The organism is Microbacterium kunmingense (genome assembly GCF_023155745.1).
GTDB classification, from domain to species: Bacteria; Actinomycetota; Actinomycetes; order Actinomycetales; family Microbacteriaceae; genus Microbacterium; species Microbacterium kunmingense.
This window is the reverse complement of record NZ_JAKNUS010000008.1, coordinates 100,493-115,166: the sequence shown is the minus strand read 5'-3', so window position 1 is coordinate 115,166 and position 14,674 is coordinate 100,493. Positions and strand designations below refer to the sequence as shown.

General features: G+C 70.4%; 18 protein-coding genes and 1 pseudogene. 6 read left to right on the top strand and 13 right to left on the bottom strand.

The window, feature by feature from the left end; genetic code table 11:
* Positions 1-71: 71 nt before the first annotated feature.
* Positions 72-692, top strand: coding sequence for a hypothetical protein (locus tag MA875_RS12695; RefSeq protein ID WP_248242615.1), 621 nt, complete (start codon positions 72-74; stop codon positions 690-692).
* Between the two features lie 66 nt (positions 693-758).
* On the opposite strand, the gene MA875_RS12690 is transcribed toward MA875_RS12695, so the two are convergent.
* The 8 genes and pseudogenes from MA875_RS12690 to MA875_RS12655 all read right to left on the bottom strand — a co-directional run bounded on the left by MA875_RS12690 (position 759) and on the right by MA875_RS12655 (position 5,858).
* Positions 759-1,061: a putative quinol monooxygenase gene (locus MA875_RS12690; RefSeq protein WP_248242614.1), complete on the bottom strand. Its 303-nt coding sequence runs from the start codon at positions 1,059-1,061 to the stop codon at positions 759-761.
* A 54-nt stretch (positions 1,062-1,115) separates the two neighbouring features.
* Complete coding sequence (locus MA875_RS12685; RefSeq protein WP_248242613.1) at positions 1,116-1,574, bottom strand: iron chaperone; 459 nt, start codon at positions 1,572-1,574, stop codon at positions 1,116-1,118.
* Position 1,575: 1 nt separating this feature from the next.
* The gene (locus MA875_RS12680; RefSeq protein WP_248242612.1) at positions 1,576-1,992 is read right to left on the bottom strand and encodes a VOC family protein; all 417 of its coding nucleotides are present in this window, start codon (positions 1,990-1,992) and stop codon (positions 1,576-1,578) included.
* 21 nt (positions 1,993-2,013) lie between these two features.
* On the bottom strand, positions 2,014-2,397 hold the full coding sequence (locus MA875_RS12675) for a helix-turn-helix transcriptional regulator (protein WP_248242674.1): 384 nt from the start codon (positions 2,395-2,397) through the stop codon (positions 2,014-2,016).
* Between the two features lie 139 nt (positions 2,398-2,536).
* Positions 2,537-3,466 carry an SDR family oxidoreductase gene (locus tag MA875_RS12670; protein WP_248242611.1) on the bottom strand — a complete coding sequence of 310 codons (930 nt, stop codon included), beginning with the start codon at positions 3,464-3,466 and terminating at the stop codon, positions 2,537-2,539.
* 124 nt (positions 3,467-3,590) lie between these two features.
* Positions 3,591-4,430: a helix-turn-helix transcriptional regulator gene (locus tag MA875_RS12665; protein ID WP_248242610.1), complete on the bottom strand. Its 840-nt coding sequence runs from the start codon at positions 4,428-4,430 to the stop codon at positions 3,591-3,593.
* Positions 4,431-4,525: 95 nt separating this feature from the next.
* Positions 4,526-5,269 (bottom strand): annotated as a pseudogene (gene erm / locus MA875_RS12660) (23S ribosomal RNA methyltransferase Erm); the annotation flags it as partial.
* Between the two features lie 214 nt (positions 5,270-5,483).
* Entirely contained in the window at positions 5,484-5,858 is a 375-nt protein-coding gene (locus MA875_RS12655) for a winged helix-turn-helix transcriptional regulator (protein WP_248242609.1), read from the bottom strand.
* 108 nt (positions 5,859-5,966) lie between these two features.
* Here MA875_RS12655 and MA875_RS12650 point away from each other — a divergent pair, with 108 nt between their 5' ends.
* Positions 5,967-6,833, top strand: coding sequence for an SDR family oxidoreductase (locus MA875_RS12650; RefSeq protein ID WP_248242608.1), 867 nt, complete (start codon positions 5,967-5,969; stop codon positions 6,831-6,833).
* Positions 6,834-6,932: 99 nt separating this feature from the next.
* On the opposite strand, the gene MA875_RS12645 is transcribed toward MA875_RS12650, so the two are convergent.
* Genes MA875_RS12645 through MA875_RS12635 form a run of 3 tightly spaced genes read right to left on the bottom strand, consistent with a single transcriptional unit; the run spans position 6,933 to position 9,321 of the window.
* On the bottom strand, positions 6,933-7,088 hold the full coding sequence (locus tag MA875_RS12645) for a helix-hairpin-helix domain-containing protein (protein WP_248242607.1): 156 nt from the start codon (positions 7,086-7,088) through the stop codon (positions 6,933-6,935).
* 55 nt (positions 7,089-7,143) lie between these two features.
* Positions 7,144-7,848 carry a DUF899 domain-containing protein gene (locus MA875_RS12640; RefSeq protein ID WP_248242606.1) on the bottom strand — a complete coding sequence of 235 codons (705 nt, stop codon included), beginning with the start codon at positions 7,846-7,848 and terminating at the stop codon, positions 7,144-7,146.
* A 36-nt stretch (positions 7,849-7,884) separates the two neighbouring features.
* Positions 7,885-9,321 carry an MFS transporter gene (locus tag MA875_RS12635; protein ID WP_282449000.1) on the bottom strand — a complete coding sequence of 479 codons (1,437 nt, stop codon included), beginning with the start codon at positions 9,319-9,321 and terminating at the stop codon, positions 7,885-7,887.
* Positions 9,322-9,449: 128 nt separating this feature from the next.
* On the opposite strand from MA875_RS12635, the gene MA875_RS12630 reads away from it, so the two are divergent.
* The 3 genes from MA875_RS12630 (at position 9,450) to MA875_RS12620 (ending at position 11,377) form a co-directional block, all read left to right on the top strand.
* Positions 9,450-10,103, top strand: coding sequence for a TetR/AcrR family transcriptional regulator (locus MA875_RS12630; RefSeq protein WP_248242605.1), 654 nt, complete (start codon positions 9,450-9,452; stop codon positions 10,101-10,103).
* Positions 10,104-10,191: 88 nt separating this feature from the next.
* Positions 10,192-10,476, top strand: coding sequence for a hypothetical protein (locus tag MA875_RS12625; protein WP_248242604.1), 285 nt, complete (start codon positions 10,192-10,194; stop codon positions 10,474-10,476).
* A 67-nt stretch (positions 10,477-10,543) separates the two neighbouring features.
* Entirely contained in the window at positions 10,544-11,377 is an 834-nt protein-coding gene (locus tag MA875_RS12620; RefSeq protein ID WP_248242603.1) for an aldo/keto reductase, read from the top strand.
* Here the strand turns inward: MA875_RS12620 and MA875_RS12615 are convergent.
* On the bottom strand, positions 11,358-12,104 hold the full coding sequence (locus tag MA875_RS12615) for an SDR family oxidoreductase (protein WP_248242672.1): 747 nt from the start codon (positions 12,102-12,104) through the stop codon (positions 11,358-11,360). The two genes, MA875_RS12620 and MA875_RS12615, sit on opposite strands and share 20 nt — an antisense overlap.
* Before the next feature lie 76 nt (positions 12,105-12,180).
* Between MA875_RS12615 and MA875_RS12610 the strand changes: the two genes are divergently transcribed.
* Positions 12,181-14,301 carry a S9 family peptidase gene (locus tag MA875_RS12610; RefSeq protein ID WP_248242602.1) on the top strand — a complete coding sequence of 707 codons (2,121 nt, stop codon included), beginning with the start codon at positions 12,181-12,183 and terminating at the stop codon, positions 14,299-14,301.
* Between the two features lie 49 nt (positions 14,302-14,350).
* Here MA875_RS12610 and MA875_RS12605 read toward each other — a convergent pair whose 3' ends face one another.
* The gene (locus tag MA875_RS12605) at positions 14,351-14,572 is read right to left on the bottom strand and encodes a hypothetical protein (protein WP_124294127.1); all 222 of its coding nucleotides are present in this window, start codon (positions 14,570-14,572) and stop codon (positions 14,351-14,353) included.
* Between the last annotated feature and the right edge of the window lie 102 nt (positions 14,573-14,674).

Below are 14,674 nucleotides of genomic sequence, written 5' to 3'. Positions count from 1 at the left end.
CCGGCCGCCATAGTTTCGCAGTCGTCGCCTCGGTGTCGGGGTGACCTGACCACGACTCGAAAGGCCTGACAATGGCTACCTCCACCACCTCTCCGGTCTCCGCCAGGGCGGAGACCGTCCCCGCGCCGCGCGACGGTCGACTCATCGGCGCCGTCAGCGCACGTTTCGCCGGCACGGCGGCGATCCTCGCCGGCGCCCTCTCGCTGATCACCGGGGTGCTCCAGATCGTCTTCCCGCAGGACGAGAATCCCGAGATCGATCCGCGCACGCGCATCATCCTGCTGATGTTCACCGTGTCGCTGTGGGCGCTCGCGGTGCTGTTCCTCGGACTGGCCCGCTACGGCCGATCGAGCTGGGGCGCCTTCGTCGGCGCGGCCGGCACCGTGCTCCTCACGACGGGTACGGTCACCAGTGCGATCAACGGCATCGACCTGGCGTTCTTCCCCATCGTCGCGATGGCCGCGAACGCCCTCTGGCTGGTGGGGGCGATCGGGCTCACGGTGACCCTCGCCCGCGCGCGCCGGGTGAGCCTGTGGCTCGTGCTGCCGCTCCCCTTCATCCAGCTGACCCTGGTCTTCTTCAGCCAGATGGGCGGGGGCGTCCTCAGCGGTGCGTTCCTGATCGCCTTGGGCGCGGTGCTCCTCGCCGGCCGCATCCAGTCCCGCGCCACGGCGCGTCTGCGTCGAGGCTGAGATCCGGCGCGGCCAGGCCGTCCGGCGGGTGATCTGTCGGGCGGCCTCGCCGTGCTCGGACGCCGCTTAGGGCGACAGGGGAGACCCGACGACGTCGAACCGGAATCCACCGAATTCGCCCGAGAGCAGGGGTCGTGCCTCGCCGATCTGCGCCTGCACCTCCGGAAGGGCCAGCGACGCACGGTGCGCCTCCGCACTCTCCCACAGCTCCATCACGAAGACCGTGTCGGGTTGGCTGTCATCGATCCCCACCTCGTAGGCCAAACAGCCGATGTCGCCGAGGCCGCTGCTGGGTCGGGTCAGCAGAGCGATCAGCTCATCGCGTCTGCCGGGCAGCGCACCCAGTGTTCCCACGTTCACGAAGGTCATGGCGGGGACGATACCGGCGACCACCCCCACGGGCCCCGACACGACCGGGGGTCCTCAGCTTCCCGCCGCCACCGCCCTGCGGATCAGTCCGCGGATCTTCGTCTCCGCCGCCTCGGTCATCTCGAGCAGGGCGAAGGAGACGGCCCACATCTCGCCGTCGTCGATCATCGCGTCCTCGGCGAAGTTCACGGTGCCGTAGCGGGTGTCGAACTTCGACGCCGGCTGGTAGAAGAGGATGTTCTTGCCGTCCTTGGCGTAGGTCGGGAAGCCGTACCAGGTCTTCGGGTCGAGGTCGGGCGCCTCCTCGCTCACCATGACGTGCAGGCGTTCGGCGATGACACGGTCGCCCTCGGGCAGCTCGGCGATGGCGGCGAGGCACGCCTCGAGCTCCTTCGCCTTCTTCGCGGCGCCCTTCACGCCCTTCATCGATCGCAGCTCCTCGGCGCGCTGCTGCATCGCCGCGCGCTCGGTGTCGCTAAACCCCGACTTCGTCTGAGACTTCTCCGGCGCCATCTCAGGCACCCCCCTTCTGCTGCAGGCGGATCAGATTGCCCGCCGGGTCGCGGAACGCCGCATCGCGGACGCCGTAATCCTGCTCGATCGGTTCTTGGACGATATCGGCGCCGGCCGCCTCGATGCGTTCGAAGGCCGCGTCGAGGTCGTCCGTCGCGAGATTCACCCCGAAGTAGCTCCCCTTGGCGATGAGGCCGAGCAGCATGTCGCGCTCGTCGTCGGAGATGTCGGTGCCGACAGCCGGCGGATGCAGCACGATGGCGGTGTCGGGCTGGCCGGCGGGTCCGACGGTGATCCAGCGCATGTCCTCGTAGCCGACATCCATCCGGACCTCGAAGCCGAGCACGTCGCGGTAGAAGATCAGGGATGCCTCGGGGTCGGTGTGCGGCAGGAAGCTCGAGTGAATCGTGATGTCCATGGCTTCACGCTAGGCCTGCCGTCACCGGCCCGCTTCTCGATTCCTGATCGGTCTGGTCACCTGTCGGGCGATGCAGGGGAGCATGCCGGGGCGGAACGGGGCGCCGCGCTCGCGGTAGACGCTCGGCGGAACGCCGACCAGCTCGGCGAAGCGGGTGCTGAAGGTGCCGAGAGACTGGCATCCGACCTCGAAGCAGACCTCGGTGACCGTCAGGTCGCCGCGGCGCAGGAGCGCCATCGCCCGTTCGATGCGCCGCGTCATGAGGTAGGCGTAGGGCGACTCGCCGTAGGCGCGGACGAACTGCCGGCTGAGGTGCCCTGCCGACATGTGCACGCCGCGCGCGAGCGAGGCGACGTCGAGCGGCTGAGCGTAGTCGCGGTCGATCCGATCACGCACCCGTCGCATCAGGACGAGTGTGTCGAGGTCGGGTGGCTTCCCCACGCCCCGATCATGCCACGCGGGGTTCACCGCGCCTACGCTGGCCGTAGACCCGATGAAGGAGCCTCATGAGCGCGAATGCCATGCCGAGCCGGCACCCGACACCTCAGCGGGGGACGTGGATGCCGACGAGCCGCTCGGATTCGTCCCAGAGGCGGCGGGCGTCATCGAGGCTTCGCAGCGGTTCCCACAGCTCGGTCTTCGTCGGTGCCCCGCCGATGAGGCGCTTCGGCCCGAAGAACTCGTCGCCCTGGGACTCGGGCCCGGTTGCGGCGAGAAGCGCCGGGAGCGCTGCGCTCTCGGGCGTCCCGGTCACCCCGATCCGGGCGAGGAGACCGATCACGCGGCGCTCGGGCGTCACGCGGGCCCGGCCCATCCCGGGCTGGGCGGCGAGCAGGTTGGTCGGCGAGACGCCGGGGTGCGAGAGGTTGCTGCTGATCCCCCACCCGCCGGTGCGGCTGCGCGCGTCCAGCTCGCGGGCGAAGAGGCCGACGGCGATCTTCGACGCGACGTAGGCGCGCATCGCGTCGTAGTGGTGCTCGGAGTTCAGGTCGCTCCACGCGATCTCACCGCTGCGCGCGGCGATGCTCGTCTGGTGGGTGACGCGGGCTGCGCCGGCTCGAAGCAACGGGAGGAGTCCGAGGGTCAGGGCGAAGTGCCCGAGGTGGTTCGTGCCCCACTGCAGCTCGAAACCGTCGGCCGTCACCTGACGGGTCGGCGGGCGCATGACACCGGCGTTGTTGATGAGGAAGTGGATCGGGCTGCCCTCGTCGCCCAGCTGTGCGGCGAGCGCGGAGACCGACGCCAGAGACGAGAGGTCCAGGGAGCGCGTGCTCACGGTCGCGCCCGGGACGGCCGAGCGGATGCGGCTGACCGCCGCGTTTCCCTTCGCGGCCGAACGCACCGGCAGGATGACCTCGGCACCGGCGTCGGCGAGACGCCGCGCGATGATGACGCCGATGCCGTCGCTGGCGCCTGTGACGACGGCGAGCTTTCCGGTGAGGTCGGGGATCGAGAAGTTCTGCGTGCGTGTCATGTCTTCGGCCCTTCGTTCCGTGGCCTCGTCCGAGGTCGTGAACCCATGATCGATCGGCCGCGCCGCGGCATCCAGGACCCGGCGATCAGCGGCTGAGCGGTCCACCCCTGCCGGATCCGGGGCCTCAGGTGGTGAACGCTTCGCTGCCCAGGACGGCCAGCAGTTGCAGCTTCTCGTGGGATTCGGTGCCGGGCTCGGCGGTGTAGACGAGCAGGCGGTGGGACTGATCGGGATCCAGGAGCGTCTGGCACGCCAACTCGAGGTGTCCCACCGACGGGTGGTGGAAGCGCTTGACCTCGGTCGGACGGGCGCCGACCTCGTGGGTGTCCCAGACCTCTCGGAAGAGGTCATTGTCCTGTAGCAGCGAGACCATCGCGGCCGCCCGCGACTGCGGGCCTCGGCGAGCGACCAGTTCACGCAGCCCCGAGGCGTACACCCGCGACAGGTGGCGCTGCTCGTCGGGGGAGTAGGCGGCCCGCGCGGCCGGAGCGGTGAACCAGCGGTACCCGATGCTTCGCGCGGGGCCGGTGCGCCCTGTGGCGTCGCCGAGCAGCGCGACGCCGAGGGGTGTCTGTCGAAGGGTTTCGCCGAGCTCGGTGACGATCTCGGCCGGGGTGTCGGTCAGGCGGTCGAGGATGCGCAGGAGCCCGGGACTGATGTGCTCGCTGGTGGTGTCGCGCAGGGGTGGTTGGTGGCCGGCGAGTCGGAACAGGTGATCGCGCTCGTCGAGCGTGAGGTGCAGGCCCTGGGCGATCGCGGCGATCATGTGCTCGGACGGGTGGGGGCCGGTGGCGCGTTCGAGCCGCGCGTAGTAGTCGGTCGACATGTGGCAGAGCGCGGCGACCTCCTCGCGCCGCAGGCCCTCTGTGCGCCGGCGGGGTCCGCGCGTGAGCCCGACGTCCTCGGGTTGCAGCGCTTCACGTCGTCGGCGGAGGAACTCCGCCAGCCCGTCCCGATCGATCACCGATCACCCCTTCCGACCGCCCCTTTCTACGCGAGAGTCCGCATCGTAGCCAGGACCTGTCAGTCCGCCCCTCTCTCGTTCCCGGGCAGCGACATCCACATTTCCGCCCACTGCGGCGCCGTCAGATCGCGCGGAAGCATCCGGTGCGCCACGCCCGCGCGCGCGAGCGCGTTCCGCGCGAGCCGCCGGTCGATCCTCGCGGCGCCGGCGACGATGTGGTCGAGGCTGCGCCCCCGGCCGGAGAACACCGCCGCCACGAACCGCTCGTAGCTCCGACGTGCTCGGGCAGGGAGCAACGGGTCGTCACGGCGAGTGATCGTGAGGATGCCGCCGTCCACGCTCGGCGCCGGGGTGAAACCCGACCGGGGGATTCTGCCGTGGAGCCCGAAGGAGAACCACGGGCCACTCTGCGCGGTCATCATGGTCTGCCCGCCGACGCCCGCCCGTTTCCGTGCCACCTCCCACTGGGTCACGAGCACGGCATCTCGCCAGTGCCGCTCGCCGAGCAGGCGTCGCAGGATCGGGGTGGTCAGGTGGAAGGGGATGTTGCCGACGATGACGGGGTCTGTGAGCGGATGCCGCAGGGCGTCGGCGTGACGGACGGAGACGCTCGGCAGGGACCGCGCGAGACCGCGTGCCCGGTGCTCGTCGATGTCGATGGCGGTGACCCGTCGACCGGTGGCTGCGAGCCGCCGTGTCAGGGCGCCGTCGCCGGCGCCGATCTCGAGGATGGGGCCTTGCGTCCTGCGAACGAGGGCGTCGATCCGGTCGATCGACGGCGTGTGGGTGAGGAAGTTCTGGCCGAGCTCATGGCGGCCGCCGTGGAGAGAACGAGGCATGGGCGTGCTCCGATGAAGAGGGGAGCACCCGGTGCGGGACGCGGAGAAGTGGAGAGAGCCCGAGCGTCCGTCCGAGTGCAGGAGGACTCGGAGGAGACGGCGCGATGCGACGGGAGCGGCGCGCCGTCAGGCGCGGCGGTCGCGGACCAGTGCGGTGAGCGCCATCACGGGCGCCACGTTTATCGTTCCCACGCGTCGACGGTAGCAGAGGGTGTCACTCGGGAGCGGCGCCGGTGACGATCTCGTCGGCGTGCTCGCCGATCCACGCCATGAGCGGCATCATCCGGGCCATCAGTTCTTCGCCGCGAGGAGTGAGGGAGTACTCCACGCGCGGAGGCACCTCGGGGTAGGACACCCGCAGCACGAGGCCGTCGCGTTCCAGCGTGCGCAGGGTCGAGGCGAGCATCTTCTCGCTGATGCCCTCGACGGTGCGGCGCAGCTGTGCCCACCGGGTCGTGCCGTCGGTGAGAGCGAGGAGGACGAGGACCCCCCACTTGCTCATCACGTGGTCCAGGACGACCCGGCTCGGACATGCCGCTTCGAACGCGCCCGGCGCGCGCTTCCGGATCTCCGCAAGACTTACGTCCACGTGGGTACCTTACCTGAAAGTGGGTACCCATCGAGGGGAATGCGAGCTCGGCCCGGGGTCTTCTCTCCCGTGTCGGCACAGCGCGTGCCGGTATCGAAAGGAACTCCCATGACCATCCTCGTCACCGCCGCGGGCGGACAGTTCGGCCACCTCGTCATCGACGCCCTCCTTCGCCGGGGTGTCGCGCCGGAGGAGATCGTCGCTGGTGCCCGCACCGTTTCGAAGGCCGACGACCTGGCGGCCCAGGGCGTCCGCGTCGTCCCCTTCGACTACGACACCCCCGAGAGCCTTGTTGCGGCGCTCGATGGTGTCGACACTCTCCTGCTGGTGTCGGGGTCGGAGCCCGGTGCGCGCCTGGCCGGTCACCGCAACGTGATCGCCGCCGCGAAGGAGGGCGGCGTGGGAAGGCTCGTTTACACGAGCCTGGCGCAGGCCGACACCAGCACGCTCGTCCTCGCCCCCGATCACGCAGCCACCGAGGAGGCGATCGCAGAATCCGGCATCCCGTCGACCATTCTTCGGAACAACTGGTACATCGAGAACTACCTCCCCAATGTCAGCCGAGCGGCAGAGACCGGCGTCATCGCCTCATCGGTCGGCGACGCCCGCGTCGCCGCGGCGGCTCGCGCCGACTACGCCGAGGCGGCAGCGGTCGTGGTGACCGAGGAGGGGCATGAGGGTCGCGTGTATGAACTGACCGGTGACAGGGCGTTCACCTATGCCGAGCTGGCCGCCGCAGCCTCGCAGGTGGTGGGGCGTGACGTCGCCTTCGTGTCGATGGACCGCGAGGCGTTCGAGAAGGCGATGACCGAAGCGGGACTCGACGCCGGCACCGCCGGGTTCGTCGGCGAGCTGGAGGCGGGGATCGCGCGGGGAGACCTCGCGCAGGTCGACCCGACCCTTGCTCGTCTGCTAGGCCGTCCGACGACGGGGCTCGTGGAGGCGCTGCGCGCGGCTCTCCCCACCCGCGCCTGATCCTCCGCCCCGCGAGGGTGCACTCCCCACCCGCGAGGGTGCACTCTCGCGGTGGGGAGGTGGGGACCCGGGGGCGCGGGAGGGCGGGGATGCGCCCGCTCAGCGCTGCGCGAAGCGCAGCCCCGCCGCGTCGAGCGCGCCATCGAGCGCGCGAAGCGCCGCTGGGCCGACGCCGTGCAGCGCGGCGACCTCGTCCCGGGGCCGGCCCGCGACATCCGCGAGTGTCTGGAGGCCGGCCGCGTTCAGAGCGCGCAACGCGGGCCGCGAAAGCCCCGGTGGAAGATCACCGTGAGCCGCCGACGACACCTCCTCAATCCCGGTGGCCGGACCCGGCGCCGTATCGAGCGGCGATCTCACTCGGGTCGATCCAGCGGGAGTAGGTCGGCTCCTGCGGCCAGCCGTCGGGGGAGTCCTGCCAATCCTCCTGTCGCCCCCAGGGCAGGAGGTCGACGAGCGCGAAGGTGTGACTGAGCTGCTCCGTGCCTCGCCCGTTGGTGTGCCACGTGCGATACACCGTGTCGCCGTCGCGGAGGAACACGTTCACCGCGAACCCGCCGCCGGCGGGCGCATCCATGTCGGCCCCGAAGGGGCTGTTCGCCGTGGAGTACCAGTCCATCCGATTGCCGACCTTCTCCCGGTAGGCCAGAGCTTCGTCGATCGCGCCCTGGGTGACGATGACGAACTGCGCGTCGTAATGGTCGAGGAACCCCATTCGCGTGAACTGGGAGGTGAACGACGTGCAGCCGCCGCATTGCCACTCGGCCCCCGGGTGCCACATGTGGTGGTACGTGATCAGCTGAGACCGGCCCGCGAAGATGTCGACGAGGCGGACAGGCCCGGCGGGCCCCTCGAGAACGTAGTCGGGCAGCTCCACCATCGGCAGTCGTCGGCGCTGCGCGGCGATCGCGTCCAGCTCGCGGGTGGCGGCCTTCTCCCGCACGCGCAGGGCGGCGAGCTCGCGCCGCCACTCGTCCTCGCTGACGACGGGCGGAAGAGCGGAAGTCACGGCGCTCACGGGGTGTTCCTTTCCTTGTGGGTCGGATGCGACGGTTCAGCGCACCGCCGAGCGCAGGTCTTCGCCGGCTTCGCCGAGGGCCGCCGCCCGCTCCGCGTCCGTCGCGGCCGACTCGGCCGAGAGCGGCGCCGGCGCGGCGGCGTACGCGCGCGACAGTCGTCGGTACGGCGCGGAGAAGAACGCCAGCAGCACGACGACCAGCAGGATGGCGCTCGCGGCGACGAAGACCAGCGCGATGCCGCGCGCTTCGCCCGGCCCGAGCAGCCACCCGAGCGATGATCGGCCCGCCTCGGAGTCCATGAACGGGATGAGCCAGAACTGCGCGAGCGGTCCGACGATGAATGCCGATACGGGCGCGGCGGCCGACTCGACGCTCGCGGCGAAACCGAAGACACGCCCCTGCGTCTCGTAGGGCACGACCCGCTGGATGATGGTCTGCTCGGAGGCCTCGGCGATCGGCATGAGGCACATGAAGACCAGCAGCCCCAGGGCGTACAGCCACCACCACTCGCGGATCGCGAACGTCATGCCGAGGATCGCGATGGCGACGTTGACGAGCAGGAGGGTGCGCACCGGATTCCTGCCGAGGCCGAACTTCGCCACGAGGCCGCCCCCGATGATGAAGCCGAAGCTCGTGATGCCGAGGATGATGCCCCACACCTCCACGGAGAACAGCTCAAGGCCGTACGGGTCCATGAGCGCCATGAACACGCCGCCGACGAGGTTGTTGAAGGTGGTGAACAGGATGAGGGCGAGGAGCCCGGGAACGACGATCACCGCCGGGATGACACCCCGGAACCCGGTCTGCGGAACCACGCCCTCCACGTGCACGACGCCTCGCTCGGGGATCGGCACGAAGAGGAGGTGGGTGAGGGCCACGGCGGTCGCCGCGATCGCGATCACCACCGTCCACCCCATTCCGAGCAGGCCGACCGACAGGCCCGAGAACACGCTCGTGACCATGAACGCGATTCCGTGGACGGCGCCGACGAGTCCGTTGGCGCGATCGCGCCGGTCGCCCGGGATCAGGAGGGTGACGGTGGTCGACAGCGCGATGTTGCGGAGGTTCTCCACCACTCCGCCGATGAGGATGACGCCGGCGAACAGCCAGAACCAGGGCCCGCCCCAGTCGACGAGCACGCTCTCGGGGAAGGACAGGTACAGCGCGCCGGCGAGCAGGTAGGTCACGAGCGTCACGGTGCTCGAGAGCAGCATGACCGCCTTCTTCTTCATGCGGTCCACGAGCACGCCGAACACCACGCCGAGGAGGGCGACGAGCAGCATGTACGACCCGCCGATGATCGAGGTCGCGAGCACCGACCCCGTCTCGAGATACGCCCAGAACGTCAGCGCCCACCACAGATAGCTCGATGTGACATTCGCGACGGCGGTGTTGACGAGCACCTGGTAGAACGCGCGGATCGTTCGAGGGCTCGGTGCGTACGCCGCGGCATCGGTCGTCTGCGCGCTCATCGTCCTCGTTCCCGTCGTGCTTGTTCCGTCGATCTTGGGCCGACCGTTCCCGGTGCTGCGGTAGACTAATGTTCACACCGTGAACATCGGTGGTGGCGCCAATCTACACACCCTGGGCGGAGGAGGCAATGGCCGCTTCCGCACGCACGTATCATCACGGCGACCTCCGACACGCGCTGGTGCAGGAGGGTCTCGCCCGCGCGCGGGAGGGCGGTCCGGGCGCGGTCTCGCTCCGTGAGATCACGCGGGCGGTCGGTGTCTCTCCGAACGCCGCGTATCGTCACTTCGCCGACCGCGACACGCTCGTGCGTGCCGTGGCGGGCCACGCGCAGCGCCTGCTGGCGGAGGCGATCGCCGCGCGGGTCGCCGACACACCGTCCGCGCTCGGCCGCGCCGCGGCATCCATCGAGCGACTGCGTCGCGTGGGCCTGGCCTACATCGCTTTCGCCGTCGACGAGCGCGGCTGGTTTGAAACCGCCTTTTTCACGCAGGACACCCGCGCCAGCGAGGGCATCGTCACCCTCGATGACGAGATCGTCGCGCCCTTCCGACTGCTGATGGACGTGCTCGATGAGATGGTGGATGCCGGTGCGCTCGCCCCCGAGCGGCGGAGCCTCGCCGAGTGGCCGTGCTGGTCCGCCGTCCACGGCTTCGCCGACATCGCCGTCCACGGTCCGGTGCGCTGGCAGTCGCGCGAGGTCATCGACGCCCTTGCGGCCAGCGTCGTCGACGCGGCCATCGTGGGTGTGCGCGGCACCACCGACCCCGCCGACGGAGCATAGGCGAAGATGCGCGTGGCGTCACCCCGGTGCACGGCCCCTGCGATCCGCGGTGTACTCGGGTGTCACCACCGAGGAGAAGAGGATCACGATGAGCGGATTCAGCGAGACCACCCCCGACCGCGATGACGCACCCGGCCTCGAGGTGGTCGGCGAGACGAGCCCCGGTGTCGCCGACACCACCGTGGGGGGAGAGGACGACCTTGCGCAGCTCGAGTTCGAGGGGCGGCTGCCCGACGCCGACACCGTCGCCGCCGGCGCACCCGAAGAGGCCTATCCCGATGAGGTGCTTCAGCCCGAGACCCAGGGTGAAGACCCTGTCGCCGCCGAGCTCGGCGACGAGGGACAGGGCGATCTCGCACCCGAGGACCTCTGACTGCGCCGCCTGAAGAGGCGGAAGTCAAGAGCGGGAGGGGATGCCGCGCCGCGGCCAGAATGGGGACATGATCTCCATCCCCACCGTGACCCTCAACGACGGCGTGTACTTCCCCCAGGTGGGACTCGGCACCTACAACCTGCGCGGAGCCGCGGGATCGGACGCGATCGTCGCCGCCCTCGACACCGGCTACCGCCTCCTGGACTCCGCGGTCAACTACGAGAACGAGCGCGAGGTCGGCGAGGCCGTGCGGCGGTCATCCGTGCCGCGTGACGAGATCCTCGTCACCTCCAAGATCCCCGGTCGCGAGCACGGCCGCAGGGAGGCGGTGCAGAGCATCCGGGACTCTCTGGACCGCCTCGGTCTCGAGCGCATCGACCTTCACCTCATCCACTGGCCCAATCCGAGCGTCGGGAAGTACGTCGACACGTGGCGGGGCATGATCGAGGCGCGGGAGGAGGGTCTCGTCCGCTCGATCGGAGTGTCGAACTTCACCGAGGAGATGCTCACCGAACTCGTGGAGGCGACCGACGTGATCCCGGCGGTCAACCAGGTCGAGCTGCATCCCTACTTCCCCCAGGCGAAGCTTCGCGCCTTCCACGCCGAGCTCGGCATCCGCACCGAAAGCTGGAGCCCGCTCGCGCGCCGCAGCGAGCTGCTCACCGAACGGGTGATCGTGCGCCTGGCAGAGGCTCACGGCAAGACGCCGACGCAGATCGTTCTGCGGTGGCACGTCCAGCTCGACAGCACGGCCATTCCGAAGTCGGCCGACCCCGAGCGCCAGCGCGAGAACGCCGACCTGTTCGACTTCTCCTTGAGCGCCGACGAGGTCGCCGAGATCAGCGGGCTCGAGCGGGGCCGGCTCTGGGACGGCGACCCGCTCACTCACGAAGAGATGTGAGCCACTCCGCATAGGTCTGATACCCGCGTCGGGGCTCGCCGACGGGGAGTCCGAGACCATCGCGCAGGGCCTTCATCTGCTTTCCCGGCAGGCTCACGGACGGCGTCCACACCCGCTCGCCGCGCGTTCGGGCGTAGTCGGCGACCATGCGATCCAGCGCCTCCTCGAGCGGGCCGGCGATCTCCTGCGCCCGCCCTCGGGGGGCGCCGACGGCGACCTCCGCGAGGTAGCCGCCGACCTCGGCCGCGGCGACCGGCTGCAGACGTGCCCGCGGCGCGAGGTGTATCGGGCCGATGGCGGCCTGCCGAAAGATCTGCGCCGCGAACTCGTGGAACTGGGTCGCGCGGACGATGCTCCAGGGCACCTCCCCCGCGGCGATCAGGCGCTCCTGCGTCACCTTGCCGGCGTAGTAGTCGTGGGGCATCCGATCCACCCCGACGATCGAGAGGATCACCAGGTGCGACACCGCGGCGCGCTCGGCCGCGGCGAGGAGGCGCCGGGTGCCGCCCTCGAAGAACGCCACCGATGCCCTGGCCGACAGGGTCGAGAGGTTCGTGGTGTCCACCACCGCATCGACCCCGGCGAGGGCCTCATCCAGTCCGTCGCCGGTGGTGACATCCACCCCGCTCGCCCGACTGAGCGCGACGGCGTCGTGCCCCTTCTCGCGCAGAGCACGCACGGTGTGCGCGCCCACGGTTCCCGTTCCTCCGACGACGGCGACCAGCATCGGCACCCCTCTCCTCGTCCACAGCATGCCGCACCCCACAGGCCGCGTCCGCGAGGCGCTCGGTTAGCGTGGGGGGATGCCCACCCCCTTTGATGTCCTCGACGACTTCATCGCCCTTCCTCGCGTGGAGGGGCTCGCCCTCTCGCCCGACGGCACGACCGCCGTTCTCACGGTGGCGGCGCTGAAGAAGGATGCCACGGGGTACGAGCGCTCGCTCTGGGCGGTGCCGACCCGCGGAGACGGTGCTCCCCGGCGCCTCACCCGGTCGGCGAAGGGCGAGAGCGGGGCGGCGTTCACGCCGCAGGGCGACATCCTTTTCGTCTCGGCGCGCGATGACATCGAATCGGATGTCGACGACGAACCTGGCCAGCTCTGGCTGCTCCCCGCGCGCGGTGGCGAGGCCCGCCCGGTCACTCGGCTCGCCGGCGGCGTGAGCGGCATCGCTGCGACGGCGGAGCAGGCCGGCCGCGTCATCGTCTCGGCACCGCTTCTCCGATCGGCCGCGTCGATCGAGGACGACGCGGCCCGGCGCGCGGAGCGGACGAAGAAGAAGGTCTCCGCCATCCTGCACGACACGTATCCGGTGCGCTTCTGGGACCACGATCTGGGTCCCGCTGAGCCGCACCTTCTCGACATCGACCTCACCGGTCTCGCCGACACCCTCGCCGCGGCCGTGGAAGACACCGCGATCGAGGAAGCCGAGGCCGCCGCCGACGCGGCGGGGGAAGCGGCGCCGGCCCCGTACCCGGCGACCCTGCCCCGGCCCGTCGATCTCATGCCCGCCCCCGGTCGCGCTCTCCGCCACGCCTCGGCCGCCCTGAGCCCCGACGGGGCCACCCTCGTGGTCTCGCTCGACCGCCCCGAGTCACGCGGCGGTCGCCGCATCCTGGTGCGCATCGACACGTCGACCGGGAGCTCCACTGTCCTCCGCGACGAGGACGGATACGACATCGAAATGCCCGCGTTCAGCCACGACGGCACGCGCATCGCCTACGTCCGTACGGCGATCCGCACCCCGGAAGGCCCGACACCCGAAGAGCTCTGGGTCTCGCGGGTCGACGGGGCCGATGCTCGGCGGGTCGCTGCGGGCTGGGACCGCTGGCCCTCATCGATCGCCTTCGCCGCAGCGGATGACGCGCTCATCGTCACTGCCGACGACAACGGAAGGGGCCCGATCTTCCGGGTATCCCTCGACGCCCGCGAGGAGGACGAGACGGGTGTCACACCGATCGTCTCGGACGACTTCACCTACTCCCACGTCCGCGTCGACCGTTCCGGCGGCGGATTCGTCGCACTGCGGTCGTCGTGGCTCGTGCCGCCGCACCCGGCGAGGATCGACGCCTCCGGTGAGGTGACCGCCCTGGCGACCCCCGCACCCGCGCCCGCTCATCCGGCACGGATCACCGAAGTCGAGGCGACCGCCGACGACGGGGCGCGTGTGCGCTCCTGGCTTGTCCTTCCCGAGGGCGCGTCGCCGGACGCCCCCGCTCCACTCCTGCTGTGGATCCACGGTGGGCCGTTGAACAGCTGGAACGCGTGGAGCTGGCGGTGGGCTCCGCTGGTGGCAGCGGCGCGCGGTTATGCCGTGCTGCTTCCCGACCCGGCGCTGTCCACCGGCTACGGACTGGACTTCATCGCCCGCGGCTGGAACAGCTGGGGCGGGAAGCCCTACACCGACCTCATGGCGATCACCGACGCCGCCGTCGCCCGTGACGACGTCGACGCGTCGCGCACCGCGGCCATGGGCGGATCGTTCGGCGGGTACATGGCGAACTGGGTCACCGGGCACACCGACCGGTTCCGCGCGATCGTCACCCACGCGAGCCTGTGGGCCCTGGACCAGTTCGCCGGCACGACCGACAGCTCCGACTACTGGCAGCGCATCTTCACACCCGAGGCGATGATCGAGCACTCCCCGCACCGCTTCGTCGCCGACATCCGCACACCGGTGCTCGTCGTTCACGGCGACAAGGACTACCGGGTGCCGATCGGCGAGGGCCTCCGGCTCTGGTCGGATCTCGCCGAGCACCACGCCGACCCCGACGGGCGCATGCCGCACCGCTTCCTGTACTTCCCCGACGAGAACCACTGGGTCCTGAAGCCCCAGCACGCCGTGGTCTGGTACGAGACGGTGTTCGCGTTCCTCGCCGAGCACGTCCTGGGCGAAGACTCCGCACCCCCGGCCGTCCTCGGCTGACGATGGGGCCCGGTCGCGCTCGACCTTCGATGCTGCCCGGAGCAGCCGCCTACAGGCGGGCGCCGTCGTCGTCGGGGTCGTTCAGCCCGACCTTCTGACCGCGCCACGACTCGTAGGCGATGAGCCAGCCGATCGACACAGCCGCCGCGACGGCGAGCCCGAGACCGACGGAGCCCCAGATCAGTCCGAACAGCGCCCCGCCGGCGAAGATGAGAATGCTGCCGATCACCCAGTTGGTGCGGCCGCGGGGCCAGCCGGTGCGAGAAGCCATGCGCTCAGCCTACGGCGGTCGAACAGGGACGGGAGGGCGTGCGACGCCTGAGCGTCCACCTCTGAGCGTCGGCCCCGAGCGTCCGCACTCGAGCGTCGTCCG

Bases quoted from the DNA above. Each gene is read 5' to 3' on its own strand.
- MA875_RS12690 (WP_248242614.1), bottom strand. From the start codon at position 1,061: ATGACCTTCGTGAACGTGGGAACACTGGGTGCGCTGCCCGGCAGACGC.
- MA875_RS12670 (WP_248242611.1), bottom strand. From the start codon at position 3,466: ATGACACGCACGCAGAACTTCTCGATCCCCGACCTCACCGGAAAGCTC.
- MA875_RS12695 (WP_248242615.1), top strand. From the start codon at position 72: ATGGCTACCTCCACCACCTCTCCGGTCTCCGCCAGGGCGGAGACCGTC.
- MA875_RS12610 (WP_248242602.1), top strand. From the start codon at position 12,181: ATGCCCACCCCCTTTGATGTCCTCGACGACTTCATCGCCCTTCCTCGC.
- MA875_RS12685 (WP_248242613.1), bottom strand. From the start codon at position 1,574: ATGGCGCCGGAGAAGTCTCAGACGAAGTCGGGGTTTAGCGACACCGAG.
- MA875_RS12630 (WP_248242605.1), top strand. From the start codon at position 9,450: ATGGCCGCTTCCGCACGCACGTATCATCACGGCGACCTCCGACACGCG.
- MA875_RS12635 (WP_282449000.1), bottom strand. From the start codon at position 9,321: ATGAGCGCGCAGACGACCGATGCCGCGGCGTACGCACCGAGCCCTCGA.
- MA875_RS12620 (WP_248242603.1), top strand. From the start codon at position 10,544: ATGATCTCCATCCCCACCGTGACCCTCAACGACGGCGTGTACTTCCCC.
- MA875_RS12605 (WP_124294127.1), bottom strand. From the start codon at position 14,572: ATGGCTTCTCGCACCGGCTGGCCCCGCGGCCGCACCAACTGGGTGATC.
- MA875_RS12625 (WP_248242604.1), top strand. From the start codon at position 10,192: ATGAGCGGATTCAGCGAGACCACCCCCGACCGCGATGACGCACCCGGC.
- MA875_RS12680 (WP_248242612.1), bottom strand. From the start codon at position 1,992: ATGGACATCACGATTCACTCGAGCTTCCTGCCGCACACCGACCCCGAG.
- MA875_RS12615 (WP_248242672.1), bottom strand. From the start codon at position 12,104: ATGCTGGTCGCCGTCGTCGGAGGAACGGGAACCGTGGGCGCGCACACC.
- MA875_RS12650 (WP_248242608.1), top strand. From the start codon at position 5,967: ATGACCATCCTCGTCACCGCCGCGGGCGGACAGTTCGGCCACCTCGTC.
- MA875_RS12675 (WP_248242674.1), bottom strand. From the start codon at position 2,397: ATGCGACGGGTGCGTGATCGGATCGACCGCGACTACGCTCAGCCGCTC.